This is a genomic window from Streptomyces sp. NPDC097981 (genome assembly GCF_040302565.1).
In the GTDB taxonomy this organism is placed as follows: Bacteria; Actinomycetota; Actinomycetes; order Streptomycetales; family Streptomycetaceae; genus Streptomyces.
In genome coordinates this window covers 26805-52070 of the sequence record NZ_JBEORW010000016.1, presented here as the reverse complement: position 1 = coordinate 52070, position 25266 = coordinate 26805, and the positions used below count along the sequence as shown (strand labels likewise).

19 protein-coding genes and 1 riboswitch are annotated in these 25266 nt (G+C 73.0%); of the genes, 11 read left to right on the top strand and 8 right to left on the bottom strand.

All coding sequences use genetic code 11. From position 1 onward, the window contains the following. Nucleotides 1-7: 7 nt before the first annotated feature. From ABTY04_RS17670 to ABTY04_RS17660, 3 genes are all read right to left on the bottom strand, one after another. Entirely contained in the window at nucleotides 8-715 is a 708-nt protein-coding gene (locus ABTY04_RS17670; RefSeq protein ID WP_352214244.1) for a response regulator, read from the bottom strand. Further along, a complete protein-coding gene (locus ABTY04_RS17665; RefSeq protein ID WP_352214243.1) occupies nucleotides 712-2328 on the bottom strand; it encodes an ATP-binding protein in 1617 nt (538 codons plus the stop codon). The genes ABTY04_RS17670 and ABTY04_RS17665 overlap by 4 nt, the downstream gene beginning before the upstream one ends. A 163-nt stretch (nucleotides 2329-2491) precedes the next feature. Further along, nucleotides 2492-3730: a citrate/2-methylcitrate synthase gene (locus tag ABTY04_RS17660; RefSeq protein WP_352214242.1), complete on the bottom strand. Its 1239-nt coding sequence runs from the start codon at nucleotides 3728-3730 to the stop codon at nucleotides 2492-2494. A gap of 55 nt (nucleotides 3731-3785) precedes the next feature. Here ABTY04_RS17660 and ABTY04_RS17655 point away from each other — a divergent pair, with 55 nt between their 5' ends. After that, complete coding sequence (locus tag ABTY04_RS17655; protein ID WP_352214241.1) at nucleotides 3786-4952, top strand: citrate synthase; 1167 nt, start codon at nucleotides 3786-3788, stop codon at nucleotides 4950-4952. A gap of 14 nt (nucleotides 4953-4966) precedes the next feature. Next, nucleotides 4967-6178 carry a CobW family GTP-binding protein gene (locus tag ABTY04_RS17650; RefSeq protein WP_352214240.1) on the top strand — a complete coding sequence of 404 codons (1212 nt, stop codon included), beginning with the start codon at nucleotides 4967-4969 and terminating at the stop codon, nucleotides 6176-6178. Between the two features lie 28 nt (nucleotides 6179-6206). Here ABTY04_RS17650 and ABTY04_RS17645 read toward each other — a convergent pair whose 3' ends face one another. Continuing rightward, nucleotides 6207-8294, bottom strand: coding sequence for a restriction endonuclease (locus tag ABTY04_RS17645; protein WP_352214239.1), 2088 nt, complete (start codon nucleotides 8292-8294; stop codon nucleotides 6207-6209). Between the two features lie 100 nt (nucleotides 8295-8394). After that, nucleotides 8395-10851 carry a DNA gyrase/topoisomerase IV subunit A gene (locus ABTY04_RS17640; RefSeq protein ID WP_352214238.1) on the bottom strand — a complete coding sequence of 819 codons (2457 nt, stop codon included), beginning with the start codon at nucleotides 10849-10851 and terminating at the stop codon, nucleotides 8395-8397. A gap of 253 nt (nucleotides 10852-11104) precedes the next feature. On the opposite strand from ABTY04_RS17640, the gene ABTY04_RS17635 reads away from it, so the two are divergent. From ABTY04_RS17635 to ABTY04_RS17620, 4 genes are all read left to right on the top strand, one after another. Continuing rightward, on the top strand, nucleotides 11105-12445 hold the full coding sequence (locus ABTY04_RS17635) for a M16 family metallopeptidase (protein WP_352214237.1): 1341 nt from the start codon (nucleotides 11105-11107) through the stop codon (nucleotides 12443-12445). A gap of 20 nt (nucleotides 12446-12465) precedes the next feature. Continuing rightward, nucleotides 12466-13833, top strand: a complete 1368-nt coding sequence (locus tag ABTY04_RS17630) for a M16 family metallopeptidase (protein ID WP_352214314.1) — start codon at nucleotides 12466-12468, stop codon at nucleotides 13831-13833. Between the two features lie 184 nt (nucleotides 13834-14017). Beyond that, a riboswitch (cyclic di-AMP (ydaO/yuaA leader) is annotated at nucleotides 14018-14176 on the top strand. A gap of 13 nt (nucleotides 14177-14189) precedes the next feature. Then, a complete protein-coding gene (locus tag ABTY04_RS17625) occupies nucleotides 14190-14984 on the top strand; it encodes a M23 family metallopeptidase (protein ID WP_352214236.1) in 795 nt (264 codons plus the stop codon). A 180-nt stretch (nucleotides 14985-15164) separates the two neighbouring features. After that, nucleotides 15165-15830 carry a GntR family transcriptional regulator gene (locus ABTY04_RS17620; RefSeq protein WP_352214235.1) on the top strand — a complete coding sequence of 222 codons (666 nt, stop codon included), beginning with the start codon at nucleotides 15165-15167 and terminating at the stop codon, nucleotides 15828-15830. Between the two features lie 191 nt (nucleotides 15831-16021). Here the strand turns inward: ABTY04_RS17620 and ABTY04_RS17615 are convergent, their stop codons facing one another. Then, the gene (locus ABTY04_RS17615; RefSeq protein ID WP_327278946.1) at nucleotides 16022-16303 is read right to left on the bottom strand and encodes an HPr family phosphocarrier protein; all 282 of its coding nucleotides are present in this window, start codon (nucleotides 16301-16303) and stop codon (nucleotides 16022-16024) included. A 185-nt stretch (nucleotides 16304-16488) separates the two neighbouring features. Here ABTY04_RS17615 and ABTY04_RS17610 point away from each other — a divergent pair, with 185 nt between their 5' ends. From ABTY04_RS17610 to ABTY04_RS17595, 4 genes are all read left to right on the top strand, one after another. Beyond that, complete coding sequence (locus ABTY04_RS17610; protein ID WP_352214234.1) at nucleotides 16489-19332, top strand: bifunctional acetate--CoA ligase family protein/GNAT family N-acetyltransferase; 2844 nt, start codon at nucleotides 16489-16491, stop codon at nucleotides 19330-19332. Between the two features lie 41 nt (nucleotides 19333-19373). Further along, nucleotides 19374-19979 (top strand): DUF5998 family protein, encoded by a 606-nt coding sequence (locus tag ABTY04_RS17605; protein WP_078864899.1) that lies wholly within the window; start codon nucleotides 19374-19376, stop codon nucleotides 19977-19979. Continuing rightward, on the top strand, nucleotides 19979-21181 hold the full coding sequence (locus ABTY04_RS17600; RefSeq protein WP_352214233.1) for an alkaline phosphatase family protein: 1203 nt from the start codon (nucleotides 19979-19981) through the stop codon (nucleotides 21179-21181). Before ABTY04_RS17605 ends, ABTY04_RS17600 begins: the two co-directional genes overlap by 1 nt. A 70-nt stretch (nucleotides 21182-21251) precedes the next feature. Beyond that, nucleotides 21252-21902 carry a thymidine kinase gene (locus ABTY04_RS17595; RefSeq protein ID WP_352214232.1) on the top strand — a complete coding sequence of 217 codons (651 nt, stop codon included), beginning with the start codon at nucleotides 21252-21254 and terminating at the stop codon, nucleotides 21900-21902. A 59-nt stretch (nucleotides 21903-21961) separates the two neighbouring features. Here the strand turns inward: ABTY04_RS17595 and ABTY04_RS17590 are convergent, their stop codons facing one another. Next, nucleotides 21962-22759 (bottom strand): VOC family protein, encoded by a 798-nt coding sequence (locus ABTY04_RS17590; RefSeq protein ID WP_352214231.1) that lies wholly within the window; start codon nucleotides 22757-22759, stop codon nucleotides 21962-21964. A gap of 180 nt (nucleotides 22760-22939) precedes the next feature. Here ABTY04_RS17590 and ABTY04_RS17585 point away from each other — a divergent pair, with 180 nt between their 5' ends. Beyond that, nucleotides 22940-23794, top strand: coding sequence for a sulfurtransferase (locus tag ABTY04_RS17585; protein WP_352214230.1), 855 nt, complete (start codon nucleotides 22940-22942; stop codon nucleotides 23792-23794). Nucleotides 23795-23900: 106 nt separating this feature from the next. Here the strand turns inward: ABTY04_RS17585 and sepH are convergent, their stop codons facing one another. Then, nucleotides 23901-24926: a septation protein SepH gene (gene sepH / locus ABTY04_RS17580; protein ID WP_352214229.1), complete on the bottom strand. Its 1026-nt coding sequence runs from the start codon at nucleotides 24924-24926 to the stop codon at nucleotides 23901-23903. Nucleotides 24927-25266: the final 340 nt, after the last annotated feature.

Below are 25266 nucleotides of genomic sequence, written 5' to 3'. Positions count from 1 at the left end.
CCGCCGGCTACGCGCCCTCGGACGGGAGCCAGGAGTAGCGGTGTTCCGGGCGGCCCGTCTCGCCGTAGCGCAGCGCCAGGGTGACCCGGGCGGTGCGCTCCAGGAGCTTCAGGTAGCGCTGGGCAGTCTGACGGCTGATGCCGGCGCGGTCCGCGATCTGCTGGGTGGAGAGCGGGCCCTCGGCGGAGCGCAGGACCTGGCGGACCAGTTCGGCGCTGGTGGCGGAGTGGCCCTTGGGCAGCTCGTTCGGGGAGCCGGCCGCGGCGAGGGCGCCGAAGATCCGGTCCACCTCGGCTTGTTCGGCCTCGCCGCCCGTCTCCAGGGTGCGGCGCAGGGCGCCGTACGCCTCAAGCCGGGCCCGCAGGCCCGCGAACGTGAAGGGTTTGACCAGGTATTGCAGGGCGCCGAGGCGCATGGCGGACTGGACGGTGGCCAGGTCGCGGGCGGCCGTGACCATGATCACGTCGGTGCGGTGGCCGAGTTGGCGCAGCCTGCGGACGAGGTCCAGGCCGTTCTCGTCCGGGAGGTAGTGGTCGAGGAGGATCAGGTCCACGGGACGGGCGTCGAGGCAGGCCAGGGCCTCGGCGGCCGAATGGGCCTGGGCGCAGACACGGAAGCCGGGAACCTTCGCCACGTACGCCGCGTTGATCCGGGCAACACGCATGTCGTCGTCGACGACCAGTACGGCACAGACGCTGCTCGGGGTCTCGTTCATCGCAGGGCCTCCGGGAGTACGACGGAGAACTCCGCCCCTCCGTCCGCTGCCCCGCCGGCCCGGACCGTGCCGCCCTGCCGCTCCGCGAGGCGGCGTACGAGCGCGAGACCCAGCCCGCGCTCACGGTGGGCCTTGGGCTGCTTGGTCGACCAGCCCTCGGTGAAGATCTCCTCGCGGCGGGCTGCCGGCACGCCGGGGCCGCTGTCGCGCACCCGGAGGATCGCCGTACGGCCTTCGGCGCGCAGCTCGACCTCGACCAGGGGCGCGGCGGAGCCCGCCGCCGCGTCCAGGGCGTTGTCCACCAGGTTGCCCGTGATGGTGACGAGACCGCCCGGGTCGACGAGGCAGTCGGGGAGGAAGGTGGTGTCGGCGAGGCGCAGTGGGACGCCGCGCTCGGCCGCGACGGTCGCCTTGCCCACCAGAAGGGCGGCCAGCAGCGGGTCGTGGACCTTCTCGGTGACCTGTTCGGCGGTGCTGCGGTGCACTCCGACGACCTCGGTGACGAACTCCACTGCCTCCTCGTGCAGGCCCAGCTCCAGCAGGCCGAGGAGGGTGTGGAGGCGGTTGGCGTGCTCGTGGTCCTGCGCGCGCAGGGCGTCGATCAGGCCCTTGGTGGAGTCGAGCTCGCGGCCGAGGTGTTCCAGCTCGGTGCGGTCGCGCAGGGTGGCGACGGCGCCGCCGTCCTCGGTGGGCATCCGGTTGGCGACCAGTACCCGGGGCCCCTGGACGGTGAGCAGGTCGCGGCCGGCGACCCGGCCGGCGAGGACGTCGGTGGTGCGGCCCGCGCCCAGTACGTCGTCCAGCGGGCGCCCGGCGAGGGTGGCGGCGGTGTCCGGCGCGAGGCCCAGCAGCCGGGCGGCCTCGTCGTTGACCAGCCGGAGCCGGCCGTCGCGGTCGAGGGCGATCACGCCCTCGCGGATGGAGTGCAGCATCGCCTCGCGCTCCGCGAGCAGGCCGGCGATATCGGAGAAGGCCAGGTCGCGGGTCTGCCGCTGGATCCGGCGGGACAGCAGGCAGGCGGCGAGCGCGCCTGCCGCCAGGGCGCCGCCCGTGTAGGCGAGCAGGCCCGGGACGGCGCCGAGCAGCCGGTCGCGGACGCTGTCGTAGGCGATGCCGACCGAGACGGCGCCGATGATCTCCCCGTCGGCCGCGACGAGCGGGACCTTTCCGCGGGCGGAGCGGCCGAGCGTGCCCTCGTCGATCTCCATGACCTCGCGGCCCGCGAGGACGTCGCTCGGATCGGTGGAGACGCGCAGTCCGATCCGGTCGGTGGCGGGGTGTGAGCGGCGGATGCCGTCCAGGTCCATGACGACCACGTACTCGGCGCCCGTGGCCCGGCGGATCCGCTCGGCCGCGGCCTGTACCGGGCTGTCGGCCGTCGGCCCGGAGTCGAGGAGACCGGCCGCCAGCGAAGGGTCCGCCGCCGCGCTCTGGGCGATGGCCAGGGCGCGCCGCATGGCCTGGTCGTCGAGCTGTGCGCTGAGCGGGGCCAGGAAGAGCCCGGCGGCCAGCACGGCCACCCCGGCGGCGATGGCCAGCTGGGTCAGCAGGATCTGCGAGACGGCCCGTCTGGGCAGCCCGAGGCGCCGAGCGCTCACGTGGGGGAACCGCATGCCGGCAACCGTAGGCGGCCTTCGGCGTAAGCGGAATCTCCCCTGAGCATGGAGAAGTGGCACAGCCCCTGGGGCACGGGAGGCCCGGGCGGTTCGTAGCCGATCCGCAAGCCACGTGCACGGCCCCCGTCGGCTTTGCGCGAGCGCATCGGCCCGGTGCCGATCAGGGCATCGGCTGTGGCGGGCGCGGCCCCTGGTACTGGCCGCTCGGCCGCATCCGCAGGGGCCGCTCCTGGTACTCCTCCAGTGCGTGCGCGATCCAGCCCGCCGTCCGGGACACCGCGAACACCGTCTCCCCGGCCTCGGCGGGCATGGCGCAGGACACCGTCAGGACCGCCAGCGCCAGGTCCACGTTCGCGTGCAGCCCGGGCCGCCGGGCCGCCGTCGTGGCGACGACATCCCGGGCGGCCGCCAGCGCGGGTCCGGCCTGCGGCACGTTCTCCAGCCGGGCGAACAACGCCGTGGCCCGGGGGTCCTCGCCCTCGTACAGCCGGTGCCCGAGCCCCGGAACCCGCCGTCCCGCCCGCAGATGGTCCGCGACCACCGGTGCGGCCCCGCCCCGCTCCAGCGCCTCCACCAGCATCCGGTGCGCGAGCCGCCCGGCTGCTCCGTGTAGTGGCCCTTCGAGCGCGCCGAGGCCGGCGGACACCGCCGCGTACGGATGGGCCCGCGCCGAGGCGGCCACCCGCACGGCCAGGGTCGAGGCGGCCAGATCGTGGTCGATGAGCAGCGACAGGGCCAGGTCGAGGGCGCCCAGGGCCGCCGGGTGCGGTTCCTGCCCGGTCAGCCGGCACCACAGCTGCTCCGCGAGCGTCCCGGTCGCGGGCTCCGCCCGGCCCACCACCGGCAGGGCGGCGGCCAGCGTCGGGATCAGACAGCGCGCGGAGCCGAGGACGGCCTCCGCGGACAGGTCGAAGCGCAGCGGATCCGCCACCGCGGCGGCGGCGGTCGCCATTCGCAGCCGGTCGATGGGGCCGCTGTGCGCGGGCAGTGCGGCCACGGCCCGCCGGGCGGCGGCCAGCAGCTCCGGGGGAGCGGAGAACCGCACGCCGCGCGGCAGCGTCCCGGTCCAGAGCCACTCGGCGACCTCCTCGTAGCGGTGCCGTGCTGCCAGTTCGACGGCGTCCACGCCGCGGAAGTAGTACCGGCCGGGCTCGATGAGCGTGAGCGAGGTGCGTACGGCGAGCTCCGCGCCGGAGGGCGCCGCCGCCTCGCGGCGGGTGCGCAGGGCCAGGGCCTCCACCTCGCGCGCGTCGAAGCTGCTGCCGCGGCCGACCGGATCGCGGCGGCTGGTGAGCTGGCCGCGGCTGACGTACGCGTACACCGTGGCCGGTTTCACCCCCAGCAGTTGCGCTGCCTGCCGGGTGCTGAGCCGCCGTTCGCCGTCCGCCTGGTCGTTCATGACACACAGGCTACATATGTTGATTTAATCAACATTGACAAGGATTCAATCCATCATGGATGGTCGATGCATGAACACCACCGTCGATGTGCCCCGCGGTCTCGCGGGAGTCGTGGTCACCGAGACCGAACTCGGTGACGTCCGAGGCCGCGAGGGCTTCTACCACTACCGCCAGTACTCGGCAGTCGAGCTCGCCGCGAGCCGCAGCTTCGAGGACGTGTGGCACCTGATGTTCCGCGGCGCCCTGCCGGCCGACACCGCCGAGCGGGCCGCGTTCGCCGCCGAGATCGCCCCGCTGCGCAGGCTGCCCGACGCGGTGCGCGACGCCCTGCCCGGCCTCGCCCGGGCCGGAGCACTCTCCGGCCCGCTGGCCGGGCTGCGGACCGCGCTCTCGCTGCTCGGCGCCTGTGCCGGTTTCCGGCCGGTCTACGACATCGACCCCGGGCGACGGGCCGCCGACGCCCTGGCCGCCTGCGCCGCCGTACCGACCCTGCTCACCGCCCTGCACCGGCTCGGCCAGGGCCTGGAGCCGGTCGAGCCGCGCGACGACCTCCCGTACGCCGCCAATTACCTGTACATGCTCACCGGGCAGGAGCCCGACCCGGTCAAGGCGCGGGCCGTCGAGCGCTACCTGATCTCCACCGTCGACCACGGCTTCAACGCCTCGACCTTCACCGCCCGCGTGATCGCTTCCACCGGCGCGGACGTCGCCGCCTGCCTCACCGGGGCGATCGGGGCGCTCTCCGGCCCGCTGCACGGCGGCGCGCCGAGCCGGGCCCTGGACACGCTGGACGCCATCGGCACGGCGGACCGCATCGAGCCGTGGATCCGCGAGCGGGTGCTCGCCGGGGACCGGATCATGGGCTTCGGGCACCCCGTGTACCGGACCGAGGACCCGCGCTCGCGGCTGCTGCGGGACATCGCGCTGCAGTTCGGCGGTCCGCTGGCGGACTTCGCCGTGCAGGTGGAACGGCACGTCGAGGAGATCCTCGCCGAGCTCAAGCCGGGGCGGGAACTGCACACCAACGTGGAGTTCTACGCGGGCGTGGTCATGGAGCTGTGCGGACTGCCGCGCGAGATGTTCACCCCGACCTTCTGCGCGGCCCGTGTGGTCGGCTGGAGCGCGAACATCCTCGAACAAGCCGCCGATTCGAAGATCATCCGTCCGGCCGCCCGGTACGTCGGCCCGAACCCGCCCGAGCCGGTTCCGGCGCTCGGCTGACTACGATCGGCCGCGTGAACAGCAGTCAGCCCGCCCAGCAGGCCGCGCGGCAGCCCGCCCAGCCCATCCCCGTCGTCGTGCTCTCCGGATTTCTCGGATCCGGAAAGACGACCCTGCTCAACCATCTCCTCGGCAACCGGGGAGGCACCCGGATCGGCGTCGTCGTCAACGACTTCGGCTCGATCGAGATCGACGCAATGGCCGTGGCGGGCCAGGTCGGCGACTCGATGGTCTCCCTCGGCGGCGGCTGCCTGTGCTGCGCGGTCGACGGCAGTGAGCTGGACGCGTACCTGGAGAAGCTCTCCGCACCCGTCCACCGGATCGACGTGATCGTCATCGAGGCGAGCGGACTCGCCGAGCCGCAGGAGATGATCCGGATGCTGGTGGCCAGCGAGAACCCGGCGATCCGGTACGGCGGCCTGGTGCAGGTCCTGGACGCGGCGGAGTTCGACGCGACCCGGGCCAGGCACCCGGAGACCGACCGCCACCTGGCCGTCGCGGACCTGGTGGTGCTGAACAAGGCCGACCGGGTGGAGGCGGCCGGCCTCACCCGGATCGAGGCCGAGCTCAGCACGCTCTGCCCCGGTACGCCGGTGGTGGCCGCCGACCACGGCCGGATCGACCCGGAGCTGCTCTTCGACCGGCGCCCGTGGACCGAGACCCGGGGCCAGCTGTCCTTCGAGGACCTCATCTCGCAGGCCCGGGAGGCAGACGAGGACCACACAGGTCCCGAGGGGCACGGGGGCCGCAGGGGTCACGAGGACCACACGGGGCACGCCCACATGGTGTACGAGAGCACGGAGTTCGTCTCCGAGCAGGCCCTGAACCCGCGCCGGTTCATCGACTTCCTCGACCGCCGCCCGGCCGGGCTGTACCGGATCAAGGGCTTCGTCCATTTCGGCGTCCCCGGCCACGAAGAGCGCTACGAGGTCCACGCGGTCGGCCGCTTCCTCCGCTTCGCGCCGGGCCCCTGGGGCCGCGGCGAGCCGCGCCGGAGCCAGTTGGTCCTGATCGGCGCCGGTACGGACGGCCCCGCGCTGCTCCGAGAGCTGGAGGGCTGCCGCGAACCGGCTCCGCAGTACGCGCCGCCGGAGAGCATGTGGGGCGTCCTGCGCTACGTCGACCGCCCGGCACGGACGGGCGACGAGCCGGAGCCGGGCCCGGAGCCCGAGCCGTACGAGCCCGAGCCGTACGGCGAACCCGATCCCGACTCGCAGGACCTGTAGGACGGCGCCGCGGCCGGCGCGGCCGGTCTCAGGCGACCTCGACGCCGTACTCGCCCAGCAGGTCTTCCAGGCCGCCGCGGTAGCCCTTGCCGCCGATCACGAAGTCCCAGTCGCCGTTGGAGCGGCGCCGGAACGATCCGAGGACCAGTGCGGTTTCGCCGGCGCGCCCGTCGGAGACGTCCAGCCGGCCCAGTTCCCCGCCGTCGGCGGACAGCAGGCGGATGTGGGCGTCGGTGAACCCGGCGAGATCGGCGTCGGGATCGACCTCCGGATCGATCGCGGCCACGAGGACGAGGCGGTCGGCGGGCTCGGGCAGCGCGTCGAAGGAGACCTCCAGCGCCGCCTTGTCGGGGGCCGAGTGCGCGCGGGCCCGGACCGAACCGTCCGGGGTCCGCGGGTTGTTGAAGAAGACGAAGTGCTCCTCGCTCAGCACCCGCCCGCCCTCGCACACGAGCGCGCACACGTCCAGCGCGACCGACCCAGACCAGGACATGCCGAGTACGTTGTGGTCCCCCGGGAGCTCGGGCGCGGGCTCGGCCGTCCGCGATGCGGCGGAGGTCGCCGATGCCGAGGTGCCGCCGCCGAGCCGACCGCGCAGCCCGTACTGGTGCAGCAGCTCGACCAGGTCCGCCCCGGGAACCAACTCCAGCGGCTTGCCGTTGGCAAAGGTGTACGACCCGGGCCCGAAGGACGCGGTGGTGACGAGCACCCCCTTGTTCGCCCCCTTGTCCTGGACCGTGCCGTACAGGTCGCGTACGGCCGTCGGCGGCACCGTGTTCCGGTAGCGCTTGACCTGCACCACGATCCGCCCGCCCCGGATCGGGGCCGGGTCCAGTGCCTCCACGTCCACCCCGCCATCGCCCGACCGCTGCGTGGTCACCGCCTCCATGCCCATCGCCCGGAACAGCTCGGCGACCAGGTTCTCGAACGCGATCGGGTCCATCGCGAACAGGTCCGGCTCGTCGTCGCCGCCGTCCCCGTCCGAGCCGCCGCCGTGGCTGACGACGCCCCCGCCGACCTCGTCGGGCCTGCGCCCGGGGCGGACCGCACCGAGCTGGTCGGGCCGGGCCGAAAGCTGCCCGTGCAAGCCGTCGACCAGGCAGTCCACCGCGCTGACCTGCTCCAGCCGCAGTCCCTCGAAAGCGGAGCGCGCCGCCGGCACCGTGGCGAGCACGACCTGCACCTCCTGCCCGGTCACCGGATCGTGGCCGTCCACGAAGCCGTTCACCACGACCGAGTCCAGCACGCCGAACTCGTCCGCCGCGTACAGCTCGCGCACCACCAGCAGCATGCTCTGCGCCAGCAGGTCCCGGTAGAGCGCCCGCCGTTCCGTGGCCGCGCGCGGCTTCACCCTGTCCTGGTCCGTACTCGGCAGGTACTGCACCGCCCTCGCCTCCGGGACCACCGCGAACCCGGGCAGCTCCCAGTCCAGCACCAGCTGCCGGGCCCCCTGGTCGTAGGCGGCCGACACCTGGCGCGGCAGCTGCTCGGGCCAGACCGCGGAGGCGTACAGGGCGGCCGAGAAGTACTCCACCACCGCCTCGGCATCGCCCGCGCGCAGGGCCCCCGCCAGCTCGGTGAGCCCCGCGTTGTGCCGGCGGATCCCGGCGAGCTGCTCCGCGGCCCACCGGTCGTACTGCTGCCGGTACGCGGCCAGCTGCTGCTGCCGCTGCGTCTCCGAGGCGTGCGCGGCCTGCCAGGCCTGGGTGTAGCGGGCGTGCGCCTCCCGCTCGGCTTGCGCCCGCTGGCCCGATCCGAGGGTCCAGCCGCTGCTCTGGTGCTGGAACTGTTCGATGCGCGGCATCGGCACGGGGTCCGCCAGCGTGCCCGGGCTGAAGGGTTCCGGCTGCTCGGGCCGGACCAGGGCGGCCATCCGGAACGCCGGCGCCCGGCAACCCGTGACCAGGAGGCCCCGCAGGGCCTCGACTTCGGCGTCGAGCTGCGCGGTCTGTCGCCGGGCCTCCGCCTCGCGGTGCTGGCGGTGGCTCCGGGCCGCGTCCCGCTCATGTGCCCGCTGCCGGCGATCGGCCTCCCGCTGCTGGATCAGCTGGGTCTGCTGCTGGCGGCGCTGGGCCTCGGCCCAGTCCCCGATCAATCCGCCCGACCGACGACTCATCAGCTGTGCACTCCCCCCACCAACGCCAAGAGGGAAAACACTAGTCGGCATTCGGGTGGTACGTCCCCCGGGTCGCACCACCCGAATGCCGCAGTACGTCCTACAGTGCGCCCCCCGCCAGGGCGGCGACGGCCGCGGGCAGCGCGGCCCCCGACCCGTCACGGCGCGGGTCCACGGCCGGCAGTTCGGCAGGGGTGCCGTTCGCCGCGGCCGCCCGGACCGGCGCATTGCCGGCCCAGGCCAGCACCAGCAGGTCCTCGCCCTTCAGGAACCGCTGGCAGCGCACGCCGCCGGTGGCCCGGCCCTTGCGCGGGTACTGGTCGAACGGGGTCAGCTTCCCGGACAGCACCGAGTCGTCCAGCGTCCCGTGCGAGCCCGCCACCGTGAACACCAGGGCGTCCCGCGCCGGGTCCACCGCCGAGAAGTGGATCACCTTCGCGTTCTCGGAGAGCTTGATGCCCGCCATGCCGCCCGCCGGGCGGCCCTGCGGACGCACCTGGCCCGCGGGATAGCGCAGCAGCTGGGCGTCGTCGGTGAGGAAGACCAGGTCCTCCTCGCCCGTGCGCAGTTCGACCGCGCCGACGATCCGGTCGCCCTCCTTGAGGGTGATGACCTCCAGCTCGTCCTTGTTCGCCGGGTAGTCCGGCACGACCCGCTTGACCACGCCCTGCTCGGTGCCCAGGGCCAGGCCCTGCGAGGACTCGTCCAGCGAGGTCAGGCAGATCACCTTCTCGTCCGCCTCCAGCCCGGAGAGGAACTCCGAGACCGGGGCGCCGCCCGCCAGGTTCGGCGCGGCGTGGGTGTCCGGCAGCTGCGGCAGGTCGATCACCGAGAGCCGCAGCAGCCGCCCGTACGAGGTGACCACGCCGACGTCCGCCCGGGCGGTAGCGGCGACCTGCGAGGCGATCAGGTCGTGCTTCGCGCGGGCGCCGCCCTCCTCCTCCGGAAGCGGGTCGCCGCTGGCGGTCCGGGCCAGCAGGCCCGTCGAGGACATCAGGACCCGGCACGGATCGTCCGCGACCTCCAGCGGAACCGCAGCGACCGCCGTGCCCGCCGACTCCAGCAGGACCGTACGGCGCTCGGTGCCGAACTTCTTCGCGACCGCCGCCAGTTCCGTGGAGACCAGCTTTCGCAGCTCCGTGTCGGACTCCAGGATCCCGGTCAGCTCGTCGATCTCGCCGGTCAGGCGGTCCCGCTCGGACTCCAGCTCGATCCGGTCGAAGCGGGTGAGCCGGCGCAGCGGGGTGTCCAGGATGTACTGGGTCTGGATCTCGCTCAGCGAGAAGCGCTCGATCAGCCGCTCCTTCGCCTGCGCCGAGTTGTCGCTGTCCCGGATGATCCGGATGACCTCGTCGATGTCGACCAGGGCCACCAGCAGACCCTCGACCAGGTGCAGCCGGTCGCGCCGCTTGCCGCGGCGGAACTCGCTGCGCCGCCGCACGACCTCGAACCGGTGGTCGAGGTAGACCTCCAGCAGCTCCTTGAGGCCGAGCGTCAGCGGCTGCCCGTCGACCAGCGCGACGTTGTTGATGCCGAAGGATTCCTCCATCGGCGTCAGCTTGTACAGCTGCTCCAGCACGGCCTCCGGGTGGAAGCCGTTCTTGATCTCGATGACCAGGCGCAGGCCGTGCGAGCGGTCCGTGAGGTCCTTGACGTCCGCGATGCCCTGGAGCCTCTTCGAGCCGACCAGGTCCTTGATCTTCGCGATGACCTTCTCGGGGCCGACCGTGAAGGGCAGTTCGGTGACGACCAGGCCCTTGCGGCGCGCCGTCACGTTCTCGACGGTCACCGTGGCGCGGATCTTGAACGTGCCGCGGCCGTTCTCGTAGGCGTCCTTGATCCCCGAGAGGCCCACGATCCGGCCGCCCGTGGGCAGGTCCGGACCCGGCACGAAGCGCATCAGCGCCTCCAGGTCCGCCTGCGGGTAGCGGATCAGGTGGCGGGCGGCCGCGATGACCTCGCCCAGGTTGTGCGGGGGCATGTTGGTGGCCATGCCGACCGCGATCCCGGACGCACCGTTGACCAGCAGGTTCGGGTACGCCGCGGGCAGCGCGACCGGCTCCTGCTCCTGGCCGTCGTAGTTGGAGGTGAAGTCGACGGTGTCCTCGTCGATCGACTCCGTCATCAGTGACGTGGCGTCCGCCATCTTGCACTCGGTGTAGCGCATCGCGGCCGGCGGGTCGTCGTTGCCGAGCGAACCGAAGTTGCCGTGGCCGTCGACCAGCGGCAGCCGCATCGAGAAGGGCTGGGCCATGCGCACGAGGGCGTCGTAGATCGACGCGTCGCCGTGCGGGTGCAGCTTGCCCATGACCTCGCCGACGACACGGGCGCACTTCACGTAGCCGCGGTCCGGGCGCAGGCCCATCTCGCTCATCTGGTAGACGATGCGCCGGTGCACCGGCTTCATGCCGTCCCGGGCATCGGGCAGGGCGCGGGAGTAGATCACCGAGTACGCGTACTCGAGGAAGGAGCCCTGCATTTCGTCGACGACGTCGATGTCGAGGATCTTCTCCTCGAAATCCTCCGGCGGCGGGGTCTTCGTGCTGCGGCGGGCCATCGCTGCGCGGCTCCTTAACCAAGAAAGAAAGGGTGCTGGGGGGGCTGGCGGGTGGTCTGAGAAGGGTTGACAGGGGTTGTCGCGGACCATTGTGGCCCGAGGCACCGACAACGCCGACTCCGACCCTGGGGTCACCCCCGGACGGAGTCCCCCTGGAGTGCGTGCCGGGAACCTCTCCGGTCACCGACGCGCTTGCATACAGTGGCAGGTCCGACGGAAATCTCTGCATCGCGATCGAAGGGACCACATGCACATGGGTCACACGGCCACAGCCCAGGCCGGCTCCGGCGGCCTGACAGCGACCGAGCACCGGCTGGCCAACGGCCTGCGCGTGGTGCTCTCCGAGGATCACCTGACCCCGGTCGCCGCGGTCTGCCTCTGGTACGACGTCGGCTCGCGCCACGAAGTCAAGGGACGAACCGGCCTGGCTCACCTCTTCGAGCACCTGATGTTCCAGGGCTCGGCGAGCGTACCCGGCAACGGCCACTTCGAACTGGTCCAGGGTGCCGGCGGTTCGCTCAACGGCACCACCAGCTTCGAGCGCACCAACTACTTCGAGACCATGCCGGCCCACCAGCTGGAGCTCGCGCTCTGGCTCGAAGCGGACCGGATGGGCTCGCTGCTGGCCTCCCTGGACGACGAGTCCATGGAGAACCAGCGCGACGTCGTCAAGAACGAGCGCCGCCAGCGGTACGACAACGTCCCGTACGGCACGGCCTTCGAGAAGCTGACCGCCCTGGCATACCCCGATGGCCACCCGTACCACCACACCCCGATCGGCTCCATGGCCGACCTGGACGCGGCCTCCCTGGAGGACGCCCGCGCCTTCTTCCGCACGTACTACGCACCCAACAACGCGGTGCTGTCGGTCGTCGGCGACATCGACCCCGAGCAGACGCTCGCCTGGGTCGAGAAGTACTTCGGCACCATCCCCGGCCACGAGGGCAAGCAGCCGCCGCGCGACGGCACGCTGCCCGAGATCATGGGCCGGGAGCTGCGCGAGGAGATCGTCGAGGAGGTCCCGGCGCGCGCGCTGATGGCCGCCTACCGGCTCCCGCACGACGGCACCCGCGAATGCGACGCCGCCGACGTGGCGCTGACCGTCCTGGGCGGCGGCGAGTCGTCCCGGCTGCACAACCGCCTGGTACGCCACGACCAGAGCGCCGTCGCAGCCGGCTTCGGCATGCTGCGGCTCGCCGGGGCGCCCTCGCTCGGCTGGCTGGACGTGAAGACCTCCAGCGGGGTGGAGGTGCCCGCCATCGAGGCGGCCGTCGACGAGGAGCTCGCGCGGTTCGCCGCCGAGGGCCCGACGGCCGAGGAGATGGAGCGCGCCCAGGCACAGCTGGAGCGCGAGTGGCTGGACCGGCTGAGCACCGTGGCCGGCCGCGCCGACGAACTGTGCCGCTTCGCGGTGCTGTTCGGCGACCCGCAGCTGGCGCTCAGCGCCGTCCAGCGCGTCCTCGACATCACCGCCGAGGAGGTGCAGGCCGTGGCCGCGGCCCGGCTGCGCCCCGACAACCGCGCGGCGCTGGTGTACGAGCCGCTCCCGGCAGAGGCCGACGAGAACGACGAGAACGAGGGGGCGGAGCAGTGAGCGACACCGCAGCCGTCACGATGACCTTCCACCCGCAGCCGCAGGCCGGCGAGGCCAAGCCGTGGGCCTTCCCGGCCCCGGAGCGCGGCTCCCTGCCCAACGGCCTGACCGTGCTGCGCTGCCACCGGCCCGGCCAGCAGGTCGTCGCGGTCGAGGTCAACCTCGCCGCCCCGCTGGACGCCGAGCCCGAGGGCCTGGACGGCGTGGCGACCATCATGGCCCGCGCGCTGTCCGAGGGCACCGACAAGCGCTCGGCCGAGGAGTTCGCGGCCGAGATGGAGCGCTGCGGTGCCACGCTCGACGCGCACGCCGACCACCCGGGCGTGCGGGTCTCCCTGGAGGTTCCGGCCTCCCGGCTGGCCAAGGCGCTGGGCCTGATCGCCGAGGCGCTGCGCGCGCCCGCCTTCGCCGACAGCGAGGTCGACCGGCTGGTGCGCAACCGGCTCGACGAGATCCCGCACGAGCTGGCGAACCCGCAGCGCCGCGCGGCCAAGGAGCTGTCCAAGCAGCTCTTCCCGCCCACCCTGCGGATGTCCCGGCCGCGCCAGGGCACCGAGGAGACCGTCGCCCGGATCGACTCCGCGGCCGTACGCGCCTTCTACGAGGCCCACGTACGCCCCGCCACCGCCACGGCGGTGGTCGTCGGCGACCTGACGGGCATCGACCTGGACGCCGTTCTCGCGGACACCCTGGGCACCTGGACCGGAAACGCCGCCGAGGCGCTCCCGGTGGCGCCGGTGACCGCCGACGACACCGGCCGCGTGGTCATCGTGGACCGGCCCGGCGCGGTCCAGACGCAGCTGCTCATCGGCCGGATCGGGCCGGACCGGCACGAGCGGGTCTGGGCGGCGCAGGTGCTCGGTACGTACTGCCTGGGCGGCACCCTCACCTCGCGCCTGGACAAGGTGCTGCGCGAGGAGAAGGGCTACACGTACGGCGTGCGCGCCTTCGGCCAGGTGCTGCGCTCCACGGCCGACGGCAAGGGCGCCTCGATGCTCGCCATCAGCGGCTCGGTGGACACCCCCAACACCGGCCCGGCGCTCGACGACCTCTGGAAGGTGCTCCGCACCCTTGCGGAGGGCGGCCTGACCGATGCCGAACGGGATGTGGCGGTGCAGAACTTGGTGGGCGTGGCCCCGCTGAAGTTCGAGACGGCCGCGGCCGTCGCCGGCACGCTCGCCGACCAGGTCGAGCAGGAGCTTCCGGACGGTTACCAGGCGCAGTTGTACGCGCAGCTGGCCCGCACGGGCACGGTGGAGGCGACTTCGGCCGTCCTGGCCGCCTTCCCGGTGGACCGCCTGGTCACCGTCCTGGTCGGTGACGCGTCGCAGATCGAGGAGCCGGTGCGGGCGCTCGGGATCGGCGAGGTCACCGTCGTCTCCAACTGACGGACATCTCAAGGGGCTCCGGTGACTTGTCCGCCGGGGCCCTTTATGTCTGTTTAGTGGAGAGGTTGCTTGTATGTGGTGTGGCGTACGCAACAAAAAGGCGCGTCTGTTTGGCGATTGACTGATGATCCGCCTAGCGTCGGCCGTGCTGTCCGTCAGTTGTACGCGCCGCATCCGCGGCACCGGGCAGCGATCGCCGAGTCCCCGTCAGGCGCGAGCCTGGGGAGCCGGGGACCCACATGTGTCCCTGGGGTGAATCGGACCGCCTCGTCAGAGGGGGCCCGTAGGAGACCTTCCTGCTCCGAACCCGTCAGCTAACCCGGTAGGCGAGAAGGAAGGAAAGGATCGACCCCTTCATGGCGTTTGGCAGTCGTGCCGCCGGTAAGCACCGTGGTTCCAGTCGTCTGAGCCGCAAGACCGCCGGTTACGCCGGCATCGCCGCCCTCGCCACCACGGGTGTCGTCGGCTCCCTCGCAGGCCCGGCGTTCGCCGCGTCGGACAAGGCCCCCTCCATGGAGGACACCGGCCTGAACGCGGTCGTGACGGCCGAGGACCTCCCGGTCCAGATCGAGGCCCAGGCCGAGGCCCAGCAGAACGCGGCCGACGCCGCTGCCGCCAAGGAGAAGGCGGAGGCCGACGCGAAGGCGCGCGCCGCCGAGGCCAAGCAGAAGGCCGAGGAGAAGGCGAAGGCCGAGCGCGAGGCCGCCGAGCGCGCCGCCCGCGAGGAGGAGCGCAAGCGCCTCAACACCTTCGTCGCCCCCGTCGACGGGTCCTACATCAGCACCCAGTGGCACGCGGGCGGCGGCATGTGGTCCTCCGGCAGCCACACCGGCATCGACTTCCACGCGGCCTCCGGCACCTCGGTGCACGCGGTGGGCGCCGGAACCGTGGTCGAGGCCGGCTGGGGCGGCGCGTACGGCAACAACGTGGTCATCAAGCACAACGACGGCACGTACACGCAGTACGGCCACATGACCTCGCTGAACGTCTCCGTCGGCGAGCAGGTCACCCCGGGCCAGCAGATCGGCCTGTCGGGCTCCACCGGCAACTCCAGCGGCCCGCACCTGCACTTCGAGGCCCGCACCGCCGCAACCTACGGCTCGGACATCGACCCGGTCGCGTACCTGCGCCAGCACGGCGTCGACGTCTGACCCGCAGCACTTCACCGAAGGCCCCGGCTTCCCGAGCCGGGGCCTTCGTGTTGTGGCTGTAAATATCCCCGATTTCCGTCCGCGCTCGGAAAATATCGCATGTTGCAATAGAGTCCCAGTACGATCCCGGCGCGGTCGCGACAATGGGGTCGACAGTCGGAAAGAGGCGGAGGTCCGGACTTGCGTATTCCTGCGCACGCGGTATCCACGGCAATCCGCGACGACATCGTCTCCGGAGTCTTCACGCCGGGCGCCAGACTGACCGAGGAGCTGCTGGCCCGCCGGTACGGGGTCTCCCGCGTCCCGGTCCGCGAGGCGCTGCGGACCCTGGAGTCCGAGGGCTTCGTCACCACCCGGCGGCATGCGGGAGCCTGCGTCGCCGAGCCCACCGAACAGGAGGCGGCCGATCTCCTGGAGCTGCGGATGCTGCTCGAACCGCTGGCGGCCGCCCGAGCCGCCCGGCGGCGCACCGAGGCCCACCTCAAAGTCCTGCGCGGGCTGGTCAGGCTGGGCCAGGAACGGGCCAGGCGGGGCCAGGGGGAGGACCTGAGGTCCCTGGGCGGCTGGTTCCACGAGACCCTCGCCCAGGCCTCCGGCAGTCCCGGGCTGATCACGCTGCTCACGCAGATGCGGCACAAGGTCGCCTGGATGTACGTGGTGGAGGCGCCGGCCCGGCCCGTGGAGTCCTGGGCCGAGCACGGGGCGATCGTGGACGCGGTCGCGCGCGGGGACGCCGAGCGGGCCCGGGCGCTGACGGCGCTCCACGCCGACCGCGCGGCCGGCGCGCACCGGCCGAGGGTGAGGACTTCGCAACATGCCGTAAACACGGCGAGCGGTCCGTATTAACAAATGCCGCGTATTAATGTCGGGGGCGTCTGCTGAATTCACGGCGATTGTGTCGTCGCCCGGCGCGGCCCATATGAATTGCCGATACGCCCGGAACGGGCCGTTCGACGGGGTGGGTAAACGACGAAGCCGCGGCCGCCGGAATACCGGTGGCCGCGGCTTCGCCGTACGCCCGGGGTGAACCCGAAGGGTCAGACGGTCTCGGGGAGCTCTTCGAGGCCCTCGGCGACCAGCTTCGCGAGGCGGTCCAGCGCCACCTCGGCGCCCTCGGCGTCGGACGCGAGGACGATCTCCTCGCCGCCCTGTGCGCCCAGGCCCAGCACCGCGAGCATGGACGCGGCGTTGACGGGGTTCCCGTCGGCCTTCGCGATGGTCACCGGGACGCCGGAAGCGGTCGTCGCGCGGACGAAGATCGAGGCGGGACGAGCGTGCAGGCCCTCGGCCCAGCCGACGTTGACGCGGCGCTCTGCCATGGTGATGCCCTTCAGGTTCTTACGGGTTGTCTAGACCAGTCTCTCACGATGCCTCGAATGCTCCGACCGACCTCCGGCCCGAATCCTCCGCCGCTCGACCTATCACAGCTTGCACCGGTTCGCCCCGGCTTGCCTCGTGCGCCGCGCAGGAGCGATCCGGCCGGTGCCGGCCTTAGGATCACCGCATGACCACCGCGTCGGACCCCTCGTACCCGGCCCACTGGGAGGCGGACGTCGTCCTGCGCGACGGCGGCACCGCCCGCATCCGGCCCATCACCACGGAGGACGCGGGCCGGCTGGTCAGCTTCTACGAGCAGGTCTCCGACGAGTCGAAGTACTACCGCTTCTTCGCGCCCTACCCCCGGCTCTCCGACCGCGACGTGCACCGCTTCACGCACCACGACTACGTGGACCGGGTCGGCCTCGCGGCAACCGTCGGCGAGGAGTTCATCGGCACCGTGCGCTACGACCGCATCGGCCCCGACGGGCGGCCCGCCTCCGCCCCCGCCGACGAGGCCGAGGTCGCCTTCCTCGTCCAGGACGCCCACCAGGGCCGCGGCGTCGCCTCCGCGCTCCTCGAACACATCGGCGCGGTCGCCCGCGAGCGGGGCATCCGCCGCTTCGCGGCCGAGGTGCTCCCCGCCAACAACAAAATGATCAAGGTGTTCACCGACGCCGGATACCAGCAGAAGCGCAGCTTCGAGGACGGCTCCGTCCACCTCACCCTCGACCTCGAACCCACCGCCGAGTCCCTGGCCGTGCAACGCGCCCGGGAACAGCGCGCCGAGGCCCGGTCCGTGCAGCGGCTGCTGGCCCCCGGCTCGGTGGCCGTCATCGGAGTCAGCCGCTCCGGCGGGGGCGTCGGCGCCGCGGCCCTGCGGAACCTGCGCGACAGCGGCTTCCGAGGCCACCTCTACGCCGTGAACGAGGCCCGCGCCCCCGGCATGGAAGGGGATCTGCTGGACGGCGTACGGGCCTACCGGGCCCTCGCCGACATCGACGCCCCGGTCGACCTCGCGGTGATCGCGGTCCCCGCCGAGCGGGTCCCCGAGGCCGTGGCCGCCTGCGGCGAGCACGGGGTGCAGGGGCTGGTGGTGCTGTCCGCCGGATACGGGGAGAGCGGCCCGGCCGGGCTCGACCGGCAGCGCGAACTGGTGCGCCAGGCGCGCTCGTACGGGATGCGGCTGATCGGGCCGAACGCGTACGGCGTGATCAACACCGCGCCCGAGGTCGTGCTCAACGCCTCCCTCACACCGGCCCCGGCGCCGGTCCGGGGCCGCATCGGACTGTTCACCCAGTCCGGGGCCATCGGCATCTCGCTGCTCTCCGCACTGCTGCGGCGGGGCGAGGGGCTCTCGTCCTTCATCTCGGCCGGCAACCGGGCGGACGTCTCCGGGAACGACATCCTCCAGTACTGGTACGAGGACGAGGCCACCGACGTCGCGCTCATGTACCTCGAAACCCTCGGCAACCCGAGGAAGTTCACCCGGCTCGCGCGGCGGACGGCGGCCGTGAAGCCGGTGGTCGTGGCCAAGGGCGGCCGCCACACCCCGGCCGGACACGTGGTCCCCGGGACCCGGCTCCCGGACACCACGGTCTCGGCACTGCTGCGGCAGGCGGGGGTGATCCGGGTCGACACGGTGACGGAGCTGGTGGACGTGGGGCTGCTGCTGGCCTCGCAGCCGCTGCCGGGCGGGCCGCGCGTGGCGATCCTCGGCAACTCGGAGTCGCTGGGCGTCCTCACGTACGACGCGTGTCTCGCGCAGGGACTGCGGCCCGGGATCCCGCTGGACCTGACGACCGCGGCGACGCCCGAGGACTTCCGCTCGGCGCTGGGCGCGGCACTGGGCTCCGCCAAGAACGACGCGGTGATCGTCACGGTGATCCCCTGGGTGAACGAGCAGGCACCGGAGGACGACCTCGCCGCGGCCCTGCGCGACGCGGTGGCGGGACATCCCGGAAAGCCGGTGGCCGTGGTGCACGTGGAGCTGGCCGAGCTCGTGGACGCCCTGTCACCCGCGGGCGGCCTGCCGGGCGCCCGGCCCGGTCCGGACCCGGCGCGCCCCGGCCTACCGCCCCCGCACCCCCGCGCAGCCGCCGACGACGACGAGACCGGAACCGCCGGCGCCGACACCGCCCCGGGTTCCCCGGAGGCGGCGGAGGTCCGGATTCCCGCGTACCCGGCCGCCGAGCGGGCCGTACGGGCCGTCGCGGAGGCCGTGCGGTACGGCCAGTGGCGGCGGGCCAACGCCGAGGCCGGGCAGGTTCCCGCGTACGAGGACATCGACGAGGCCGGAGCCGCCGCCCTGCTCGCCACCCTCCTGGCAGACGTCGGCGACGAGGCGCTCACCCTCACCGAGCCCGATGCCGCCGCGTTGCTCGCCCGGTACGGGATCCGGGTGCTCCCCACCCTGCCCGCCCCCTCCGCGGACGACGCGGTCCGGGCCGCCCGGACCCTGGGCTACCCCGTCGCCCTCAAGACCACCGCCCCGCACCTGCGCCACCGCGCCGACCTCGGCGGCGTACGCCTCGACCTCGCGACCGAGGCCGACCTGCGCCGCTCGTACGAGGAGCTCACCGACCTCCTCGGGACGCCCGGCGAGCTGCTCCCCGTCGTCCAGGCCATGGTGCCCCGCGGGGTCGACACCGTCGTGCGGTCCGTCATCGACCCCGCCGCCGGCGCCGTCCTCTCCTTCGGCCTCGCCGGCGTCGCCTCCGAGCTCCTCGGCGACACCGCCCACCGCCTCGTGCCGGCCACCGACCGGGACGCCGCCGGGCTGATCCGGTCCATCCGGGCCGCCCCCCTCCTCTTCGGCTGGCGCGGCAGCGACCCCGTCGACATCAGCGCACTCGAAGAGCTCCTGCTGCGCCTGTCCCGGCTCGTCGACGACCACCCCGAGGTGGTGGGCGTCACCCTCGAACCCGTCGTCGTCGCCACCGAGGGCCTCTCCGTGCTCAGCGCCGACGTCCGTGTGGCCCGTCCGCCTGTCCGCACCGATCTCGGTCCCCGGACACTCCCCAGCTACTGAGCGGGTCCGGGGCGCCCGGGGCGCCCCGGACGGGCCTTAGGATGGACCCCATGGCGAAATCCGGTACGACGACCCAGGGGCTGCGCACGGCGATCGAGCGCAGCGGCTACTACCCGGCCCTCGTGGCCGAGGCCGTGGAGGCCGCGGTGGGCGGCGAGCCGATCTCGTCGTACCTGGTCCACCAGGAGACGACCTTCGACTCCAACGAGGTGCGCCGGCACGTCACCGTCCTGGTCCTGACCGGCAACCGCTTCATCGTCAGCCACACCGACGAGCAGGCCGCCGACGCCGGGTCCCCGTCCCCGTACGCGACGACCTCCACCGAATCGGTCAAGATCGGCGCGATCTCCTCAGTGGTCCTCAGCCGCGTCGTCGCCAACCCCGAGTCGTACACCCCCGGCACCCTGCCCCGCGAGGTCGTCCTGACCATCGGATGGGGTGCAGTGTCCCGGATCGACCTGGAGCCCGCCGCCTGCGGCGACCCGAACTGCGATTCCGACCACGGCTACACCGGCAACTCCACCGCCGACGACCTCAGCCTGCGCGTCAGCGAGGCCGGCGACGGGCCGGAGGCGGTCCGCCAGACCCTCGTCTTCGCGCAGGCGCTCAGCGAAGCAACGGCAGCCACGTCCACTTCCGCCCGCTGATGACCTACTCCGCACCGCCGAACTGGGACGAGCCGGAACTGCTGGACCTCGCCGGCGCCCCCGTACCGGAGTACGGCACCGGCTCGCTCGCCGACCTGCTGCCGACCCTCGTGGCCGGCCAGGGCGTCCCCGGGTTCACCGCCGCCATCGCCGAGCTCACCCCCGCCGACCGGAACTGCGTGTTCCTGGTCGACGGCATGGGCTGGGAGCAGATCAAGGCCCACCCGGACGAGGCCCCGTACCTGACCTCCCTCCTCGGCAGCTCGCGCGGCGGCACCGGCCGTCCCCTCACCGCGGGCTTCCCGGCGACCACCGCCACCTCGCTGGCCTCCGTCGGCACCGGCCTGCCGCCCGCCCGGCACGGCCTGCCCGGCTACGCAGTGCGCAACCCGGCCACCGGCGAGCTGATGAACCAGCTCCGCTGGCACCCCTGGACCCCGCCGAAGCCCTGGCAGCCGTACCCGACGGTCTTCCAGCAGGCCGACCGGGCGGGGGTGGCGACGGCGCAGGTGTCCTCGCCCGCCTTCCAGACCACCCCGCTCACCAAGATCGCGCTGAGCGGCGGCACCTTCCTCGGCCGGATGACGGGCGAGGAGCGGATGGACCTCGCGGCCGAGCGCCTCGCGGCCGGCGACCGCTCGCTGGTGTACACGTACTTCAGCGAGCTCGACGGGGCCGGCCACCGGCACGGCGTGAACTCCGACGTCTGGCGCGGCCAGCTCATGTACGTCGACCGGCTGGTGCAGCGGCTCGCCGAACAACTCCCGCCGCGCACCGCGCTGTACGTGACCGCCGACCACGGCATGGTGGACGTCCCCTTCGACGAGGACTCCCGGATCGACTTCGACGAGGACTGGGAGCTGGGCGCGGGAGTGGCCCTGCTCGGCGGTGAGGGCCGGGCCCGGCACGTGTACGCCGTCCCGGGCGCCGAGGCCGACGTCCTGACCGTGTGGCGGGAGGTGCTGGGCGACAGGTTCTGGATCGCGAGCCGCGAAGAGGCCCTGGAACTCGGCTGGTTCGGTCCGCCGGGGGAGTGCGACGAGCGCGTGCTCGGCCGGATCGGCGACGTGGTCGCCGCGGCCCAGGCCGATGCCGCGATCACCGCGTCCGTGAACGAGCCCAACGAATCGGCGCTCGCGGGGATGCACGGCTCCATGACCTCGGCCGAGCAGCTCGTCCCGCTGCTCGAAATCCGCACCTGACCGAGGTCCCGCCCGTTTCGTCCCGCACGCCCCTCCTGTCGACCACGACCCGAAAGGTCCCGTTCCTTCCATGCCCGAATTGGTGTTTTTCTCCGGCACGATGGACTGCGGGAAGAGTACGTTGGCCCTCCAGATCGGGCACAACCGGTCGGCCAGGGGCCTGCAGGGCGTGATCTTCACGCGCGACGACCGCGCGGGGGAGGGCAAGCTCTCCTCGCGCCTCGGCCTGGTGACCGAGGCGGTCGAGGCGGCCCCGGGCATGGACCTGTACGGGTACCTGGTGGGCCAGATGTCGAAGGGCGCCAAGGTCGACTACGTCATCGTGGACGAGGCGCAGTTCCTCGCCCCCGAGCAGATCGACCAGCTGGCCCGCGTGGTGGACGACCTGGACCTGGATGTCTTCGCCTTCGGCATCACGACGGACTTCCGCACGAAGCTGTTCCCGGGCTCGCAGCGGCTGATCGAGCTGGCGGACCGCCTGGAACAGCTCCAGGTCGAGGCCCTGTGCTGGTGCGGGGCCCGCGCGACGCACAACGCCCGCACGGTGGGCGGCGAGATGGTCGTCGAGGGCGCCCAGGTGGTCGTCGGCGACGTCAACCAGGCCGCCGCGGAGGTGGGCTACGAGGTCCTGTGCCGCCGGCACCACCGCCGCCGCCTGACGAGCGCCGCGGCCCACGCGGCCGCCCTTTCCCCGGACGTCCTCCCGGTCAACGGCGGCTGACCCGGGCGGGACGGCCCCGACGGCGTCCCCTCCCCGTCGGGTGGTCCGGCCGGCAGTGGTCAGCGGCCGTTTCCGGGGCGTGACTCCAGGAGGGTGAGCACCGCGCCCTCCGGATCGGTGACCGTGGCGACCCGGCCGGTCAGACCCTCGCGGGGCGGCTGGACGATGCGCCCGCCGAGCCGGAGGACCAGGGCCGCAGCCGCGTCGGCGTCCTCGACCTCGAAGTACGTCATCCAGTGCGGGCCCCGGTCGTGCGGGAGCGAGCGCCCGACCCCGTGCACGGCGGCCACAGGATGCCCGTCCAGCAGCAGCGTCACGTAGTCGAAGTCGGCGTAGGCCGTGCCGTGCGTCTCGGCATCGTGGCCGAAGACGTGCTCGTAGAACTTGCCGACGGTCGACGTGTCCTGCGTGACCAGCTCGTTCCAGACCGGGGTGCCGGGCACCCCGGACAGCCGGGTCCCGATGTGTTCCTCGGCCTGCCAGATCCCGAAGATCGCCCCCAGCGGGTCGGAGCAGATCGCCACGCGCCCCTCGGTACCCGCGTCCAGCGGGCCCACGGCGACCGTGCCGCCGCACGAGCGGATCGTCTCGGCGGTCGAGTCCGCGTCGTCGGTGGCGAAGTACGTGGTCCAGGCGATCGGAAGGTGCCGGTCCGGCGGCATCTCGCCGATGCCGGCCACCTCCCGGCCGTCGAGCAGGGCGCGGACGTACGGGCCGAAGGGCTGGGGGCCGGGCTCGTACTCCCAGCCGAACAGTTCGGTGTAGAAGGCCTCGGTGGTCCCCAGGCCGTGCACCATCAGACTCGACCAGCACGGTGTGCCGGGCGGGCGCCGCGTAGCTTCCGGTGCCTCGCTCATGTCAGCCGTCTCCTCCGTCGTCGCTCATCCCGGACCGGACCAGATGCTTCCACTCCGGCGGGTCCGGCGCGCCCCGACCGGCCGGGATCCGCCGATGCGGGGAGAGATGACCGAATCGGTGCGGCCTGTCGATGTCGGGCTTGTTACGCGGGTTCCGGAGCGGGGAGGAAGATGGGCCGCATGACTGCGAATCCCGCGAACTCCGCGATCCTCTCCACCTCCGAACTGATGGACGAGATGGCCGGGTCCCGGCCGCCCGTGCTGCTGGACGTCCGCTGGCAGCTGGGCGGGCCCGACCTGCGGTCCGCGTACGAGTCCGGCCACCTTCCGGGCGCGGTGTACGTGGACCTGGACCACGAACTGGCAGGTCCGCCGGGGCGGGGCGGGCGCCACCCGCTTCCCGAGCCGGAGGAGTTCGGGGCGGTGATGCGCAGGGCCGGGGTCTCGGCGGACGTGCCGGTGGTCGTGTACGACGGGGGCCAGGGCTGGGCCGCCGCCAGGGCGTGGTGGCTGCTGCGCCATACGGGTCACACGGACGTGCGGGTGCTGGACGGGGGGCTGGCCGCATGGACGGCGGTCGGCGGGGCCGTGACGGCCGACGCGGCGACTCCCGTAGAGGGCGATTTCAAGCCAACCCCGGGGGCGGCGGGGCTGCTGGACGCGGACGCCGCGGCGGCGCTCGCCCGCAGCGGGATCCTGCTGGACGCGCGGGCGGGGGAGCGGTACCGGGGCGAGGTCGAGCCGATCGACCGGGTCGGCGGCCACATTCCGGGGGCGGTGTCGGCGCCGACGGCGGAGAACGTGGATGCGGACGGGCGGTTCCTCCCGGCCGACGCGCTGCGGGCGAGGTTCGCCGGGCTGGGCGTTTCCGGCGGGACGCCGGTGGGGGTGTACTGCGGCTCGGGGGTCTCGGGGGCGCACCAGGTGCTGGCGCTGGAAGTGGCGGGGGTTCCGGCCGCCCTGTACGCGGGCAGCTGGTCGGAGTGGTCCTCGGACCCGGCACGACCGGTGGCCACGGGGCCGGACCCGCAGTAGCCCGTCGGCCCCGTGCCGCGGACGGGGCCGGTGGCCCGGGGCCGCGACCCGGCCCGGGGGCGCCGCCCCGGGCTCCGCGACCCGAAGGCCGGCGGGGCCGGGGTGGCTACTCCTGTTTCTTGCGGCGGGTGCCGAAGACGATTTCGTCCCAGCTCGGGACCGCCGCACGGCGGCCCGGGCGGACGCCGTCGGCTTCCGCCTGGCGGTCCGTGGTGCCCGTCAGGCGGTCGCGGTGCCCCGCCACCGTCCGCGGCATCAGGACGTCCGCGTACGCGGCGCCGGCCCCGGCGCTCGCCGAGGCCGCCGGGGGCTCCTCCGCCTCCGGCTCCTCCACCGGGGGCTCGGTCCGCTCCGGGACCACCAGGTCGCCGCGGAAGCTCGGTACCGCCTCCAGCAGGCTCGTCAGCGTGTCCCGCTCCTCCTCCGGCTCCGGTGCCGGGGCGGCGTGGTTGGCGGTTCGTTCCAGCTGGCGGTCCAGGGCGCGGTCCAGCGGACGGTCCCTCGGCAGCCGCGCGATCCTGGGCACGAACGGAAAGCTCGGCTCCGGCGTCGCCGGCAGGTCGTCCGCCTCGCCGATCAGGGAGCGGGCCTCGTCGTCCACGGCCACGACCAGCCGGCGCGGCGGGTCGTACGTCCAGCTGGCCGAGTGCGTTTCGCTGACGACCCGGTAGACCAGCAGGACCTCCCAGGTGCCGTCGTCGCGGCGCCAGGAGTCCCACTGCACGGAGTCCTTGTCGACCCCGCGCAGCAGCAGCCGCTCCTGCACGGCCTCGCCGAGCTGGGGCCCGGTGTTCTCGCCGGGACGGCGCACCGGGGTCTTGCGGGCCCGCTCCGCCATGAACGCGCGCTCGGCCAGCACGGGGCCCTCGAAGCGGCGCACACGGTCGACGGGGATGCCGGCGAGTTGGGCGACCTCCTCCGCGGAGGCACCGGCCCGTATGCGGGCCTGGATGTCGCGGGGGCGGAGGTGGCTCTCCACCTCGATCTCGATCTGGTTCAGGCGTGCGCGATCGTTGCGCACGGCAGCCCGCAGCCGCTCGTCGATCGGAAGCGTGTACTCCGTGCTGTCCGCAGCCTTGAGCACCAGTCGTGTGCCGTCATTTGAGACGGCCACGACACGCAGTTCGGGCATGGGGACCTCCCGGGTGGTGCCTGCCGACGTCACGTGCGTCGCTGCTTCCGCTAGTCGAGTGTGGCCTGCCCGGGTGCAGCCTGCCACAACCTTGCCGAGTTCAACCGGCGTGTCGGGCATGCGCCCTTGATCGCCGTTATGGCACGGTTACCTGTTGGGCACGCACAGTGACCGAAAGATTACTGTGCGCAGCAGGAACCCGTGCAATGCCGCGGCATCACCGGTCTCGAGTGCCGTTTCTTCACCAGTCGGCCCCCTCTCCCGAGTCCGGACATCCGTAAGGAAGGACGGCCCCAGGGCTCGCCACAGTACTCCATTCGGGCCACCTGGGTGGACCGCC

Bases quoted from the DNA above. Each gene is read 5' to 3' on its own strand.
- ABTY04_RS17645 (WP_352214239.1), bottom strand. From the start codon at position 8,294: ATGAGTCGTCGGTCGGGCGGATTGATCGGGGACTGGGCCGAGGCCCAG.
- ABTY04_RS17595 (WP_352214232.1), top strand. From the start codon at position 21,252: ATGCCCGAATTGGTGTTTTTCTCCGGCACGATGGACTGCGGGAAGAGT.
- ABTY04_RS17660 (WP_352214242.1), bottom strand. From the start codon at position 3,730: ATGAACGACCAGGCGGACGGCGAACGGCGGCTCAGCACCCGGCAGGCA.
- ABTY04_RS17600 (WP_352214233.1), top strand. From the start codon at position 19,979: ATGACCTACTCCGCACCGCCGAACTGGGACGAGCCGGAACTGCTGGAC.
- ABTY04_RS17630 (WP_352214314.1), top strand. From the start codon at position 12,466: ATGACCTTCCACCCGCAGCCGCAGGCCGGCGAGGCCAAGCCGTGGGCC.
- ABTY04_RS17665 (WP_352214243.1), bottom strand. From the start codon at position 2,328: ATGCGGTTCCCCCACGTGAGCGCTCGGCGCCTCGGGCTGCCCAGACGG.
- ABTY04_RS17585 (WP_352214230.1), top strand. From the start codon at position 22,940: ATGACTGCGAATCCCGCGAACTCCGCGATCCTCTCCACCTCCGAACTG.
- ABTY04_RS17625 (WP_352214236.1), top strand. From the start codon at position 14,190: ATGGCGTTTGGCAGTCGTGCCGCCGGTAAGCACCGTGGTTCCAGTCGT.
- ABTY04_RS17615 (WP_327278946.1), bottom strand. From the start codon at position 16,303: ATGGCAGAGCGCCGCGTCAACGTCGGCTGGGCCGAGGGCCTGCACGCT.
- ABTY04_RS17590 (WP_352214231.1), bottom strand. From the start codon at position 22,759: ATGAGCGAGGCACCGGAAGCTACGCGGCGCCCGCCCGGCACACCGTGC.
- ABTY04_RS17635 (WP_352214237.1), top strand. From the start codon at position 11,105: ATGGGTCACACGGCCACAGCCCAGGCCGGCTCCGGCGGCCTGACAGCG.
- ABTY04_RS17610 (WP_352214234.1), top strand. From the start codon at position 16,489: ATGACCACCGCGTCGGACCCCTCGTACCCGGCCCACTGGGAGGCGGAC.
- ABTY04_RS17605 (WP_078864899.1), top strand. From the start codon at position 19,374: ATGGACCCCATGGCGAAATCCGGTACGACGACCCAGGGGCTGCGCACG.
- ABTY04_RS17655 (WP_352214241.1), top strand. From the start codon at position 3,786: ATGGATGGTCGATGCATGAACACCACCGTCGATGTGCCCCGCGGTCTC.
- sepH (WP_352214229.1), bottom strand. From the start codon at position 24,926: ATGCCCGAACTGCGTGTCGTGGCCGTCTCAAATGACGGCACACGACTG.
- ABTY04_RS17640 (WP_352214238.1), bottom strand. From the start codon at position 10,851: ATGGCCCGCCGCAGCACGAAGACCCCGCCGCCGGAGGATTTCGAGGAG.
- ABTY04_RS17670 (WP_352214244.1), bottom strand. From the start codon at position 715: ATGAACGAGACCCCGAGCAGCGTCTGTGCCGTACTGGTCGTCGACGAC.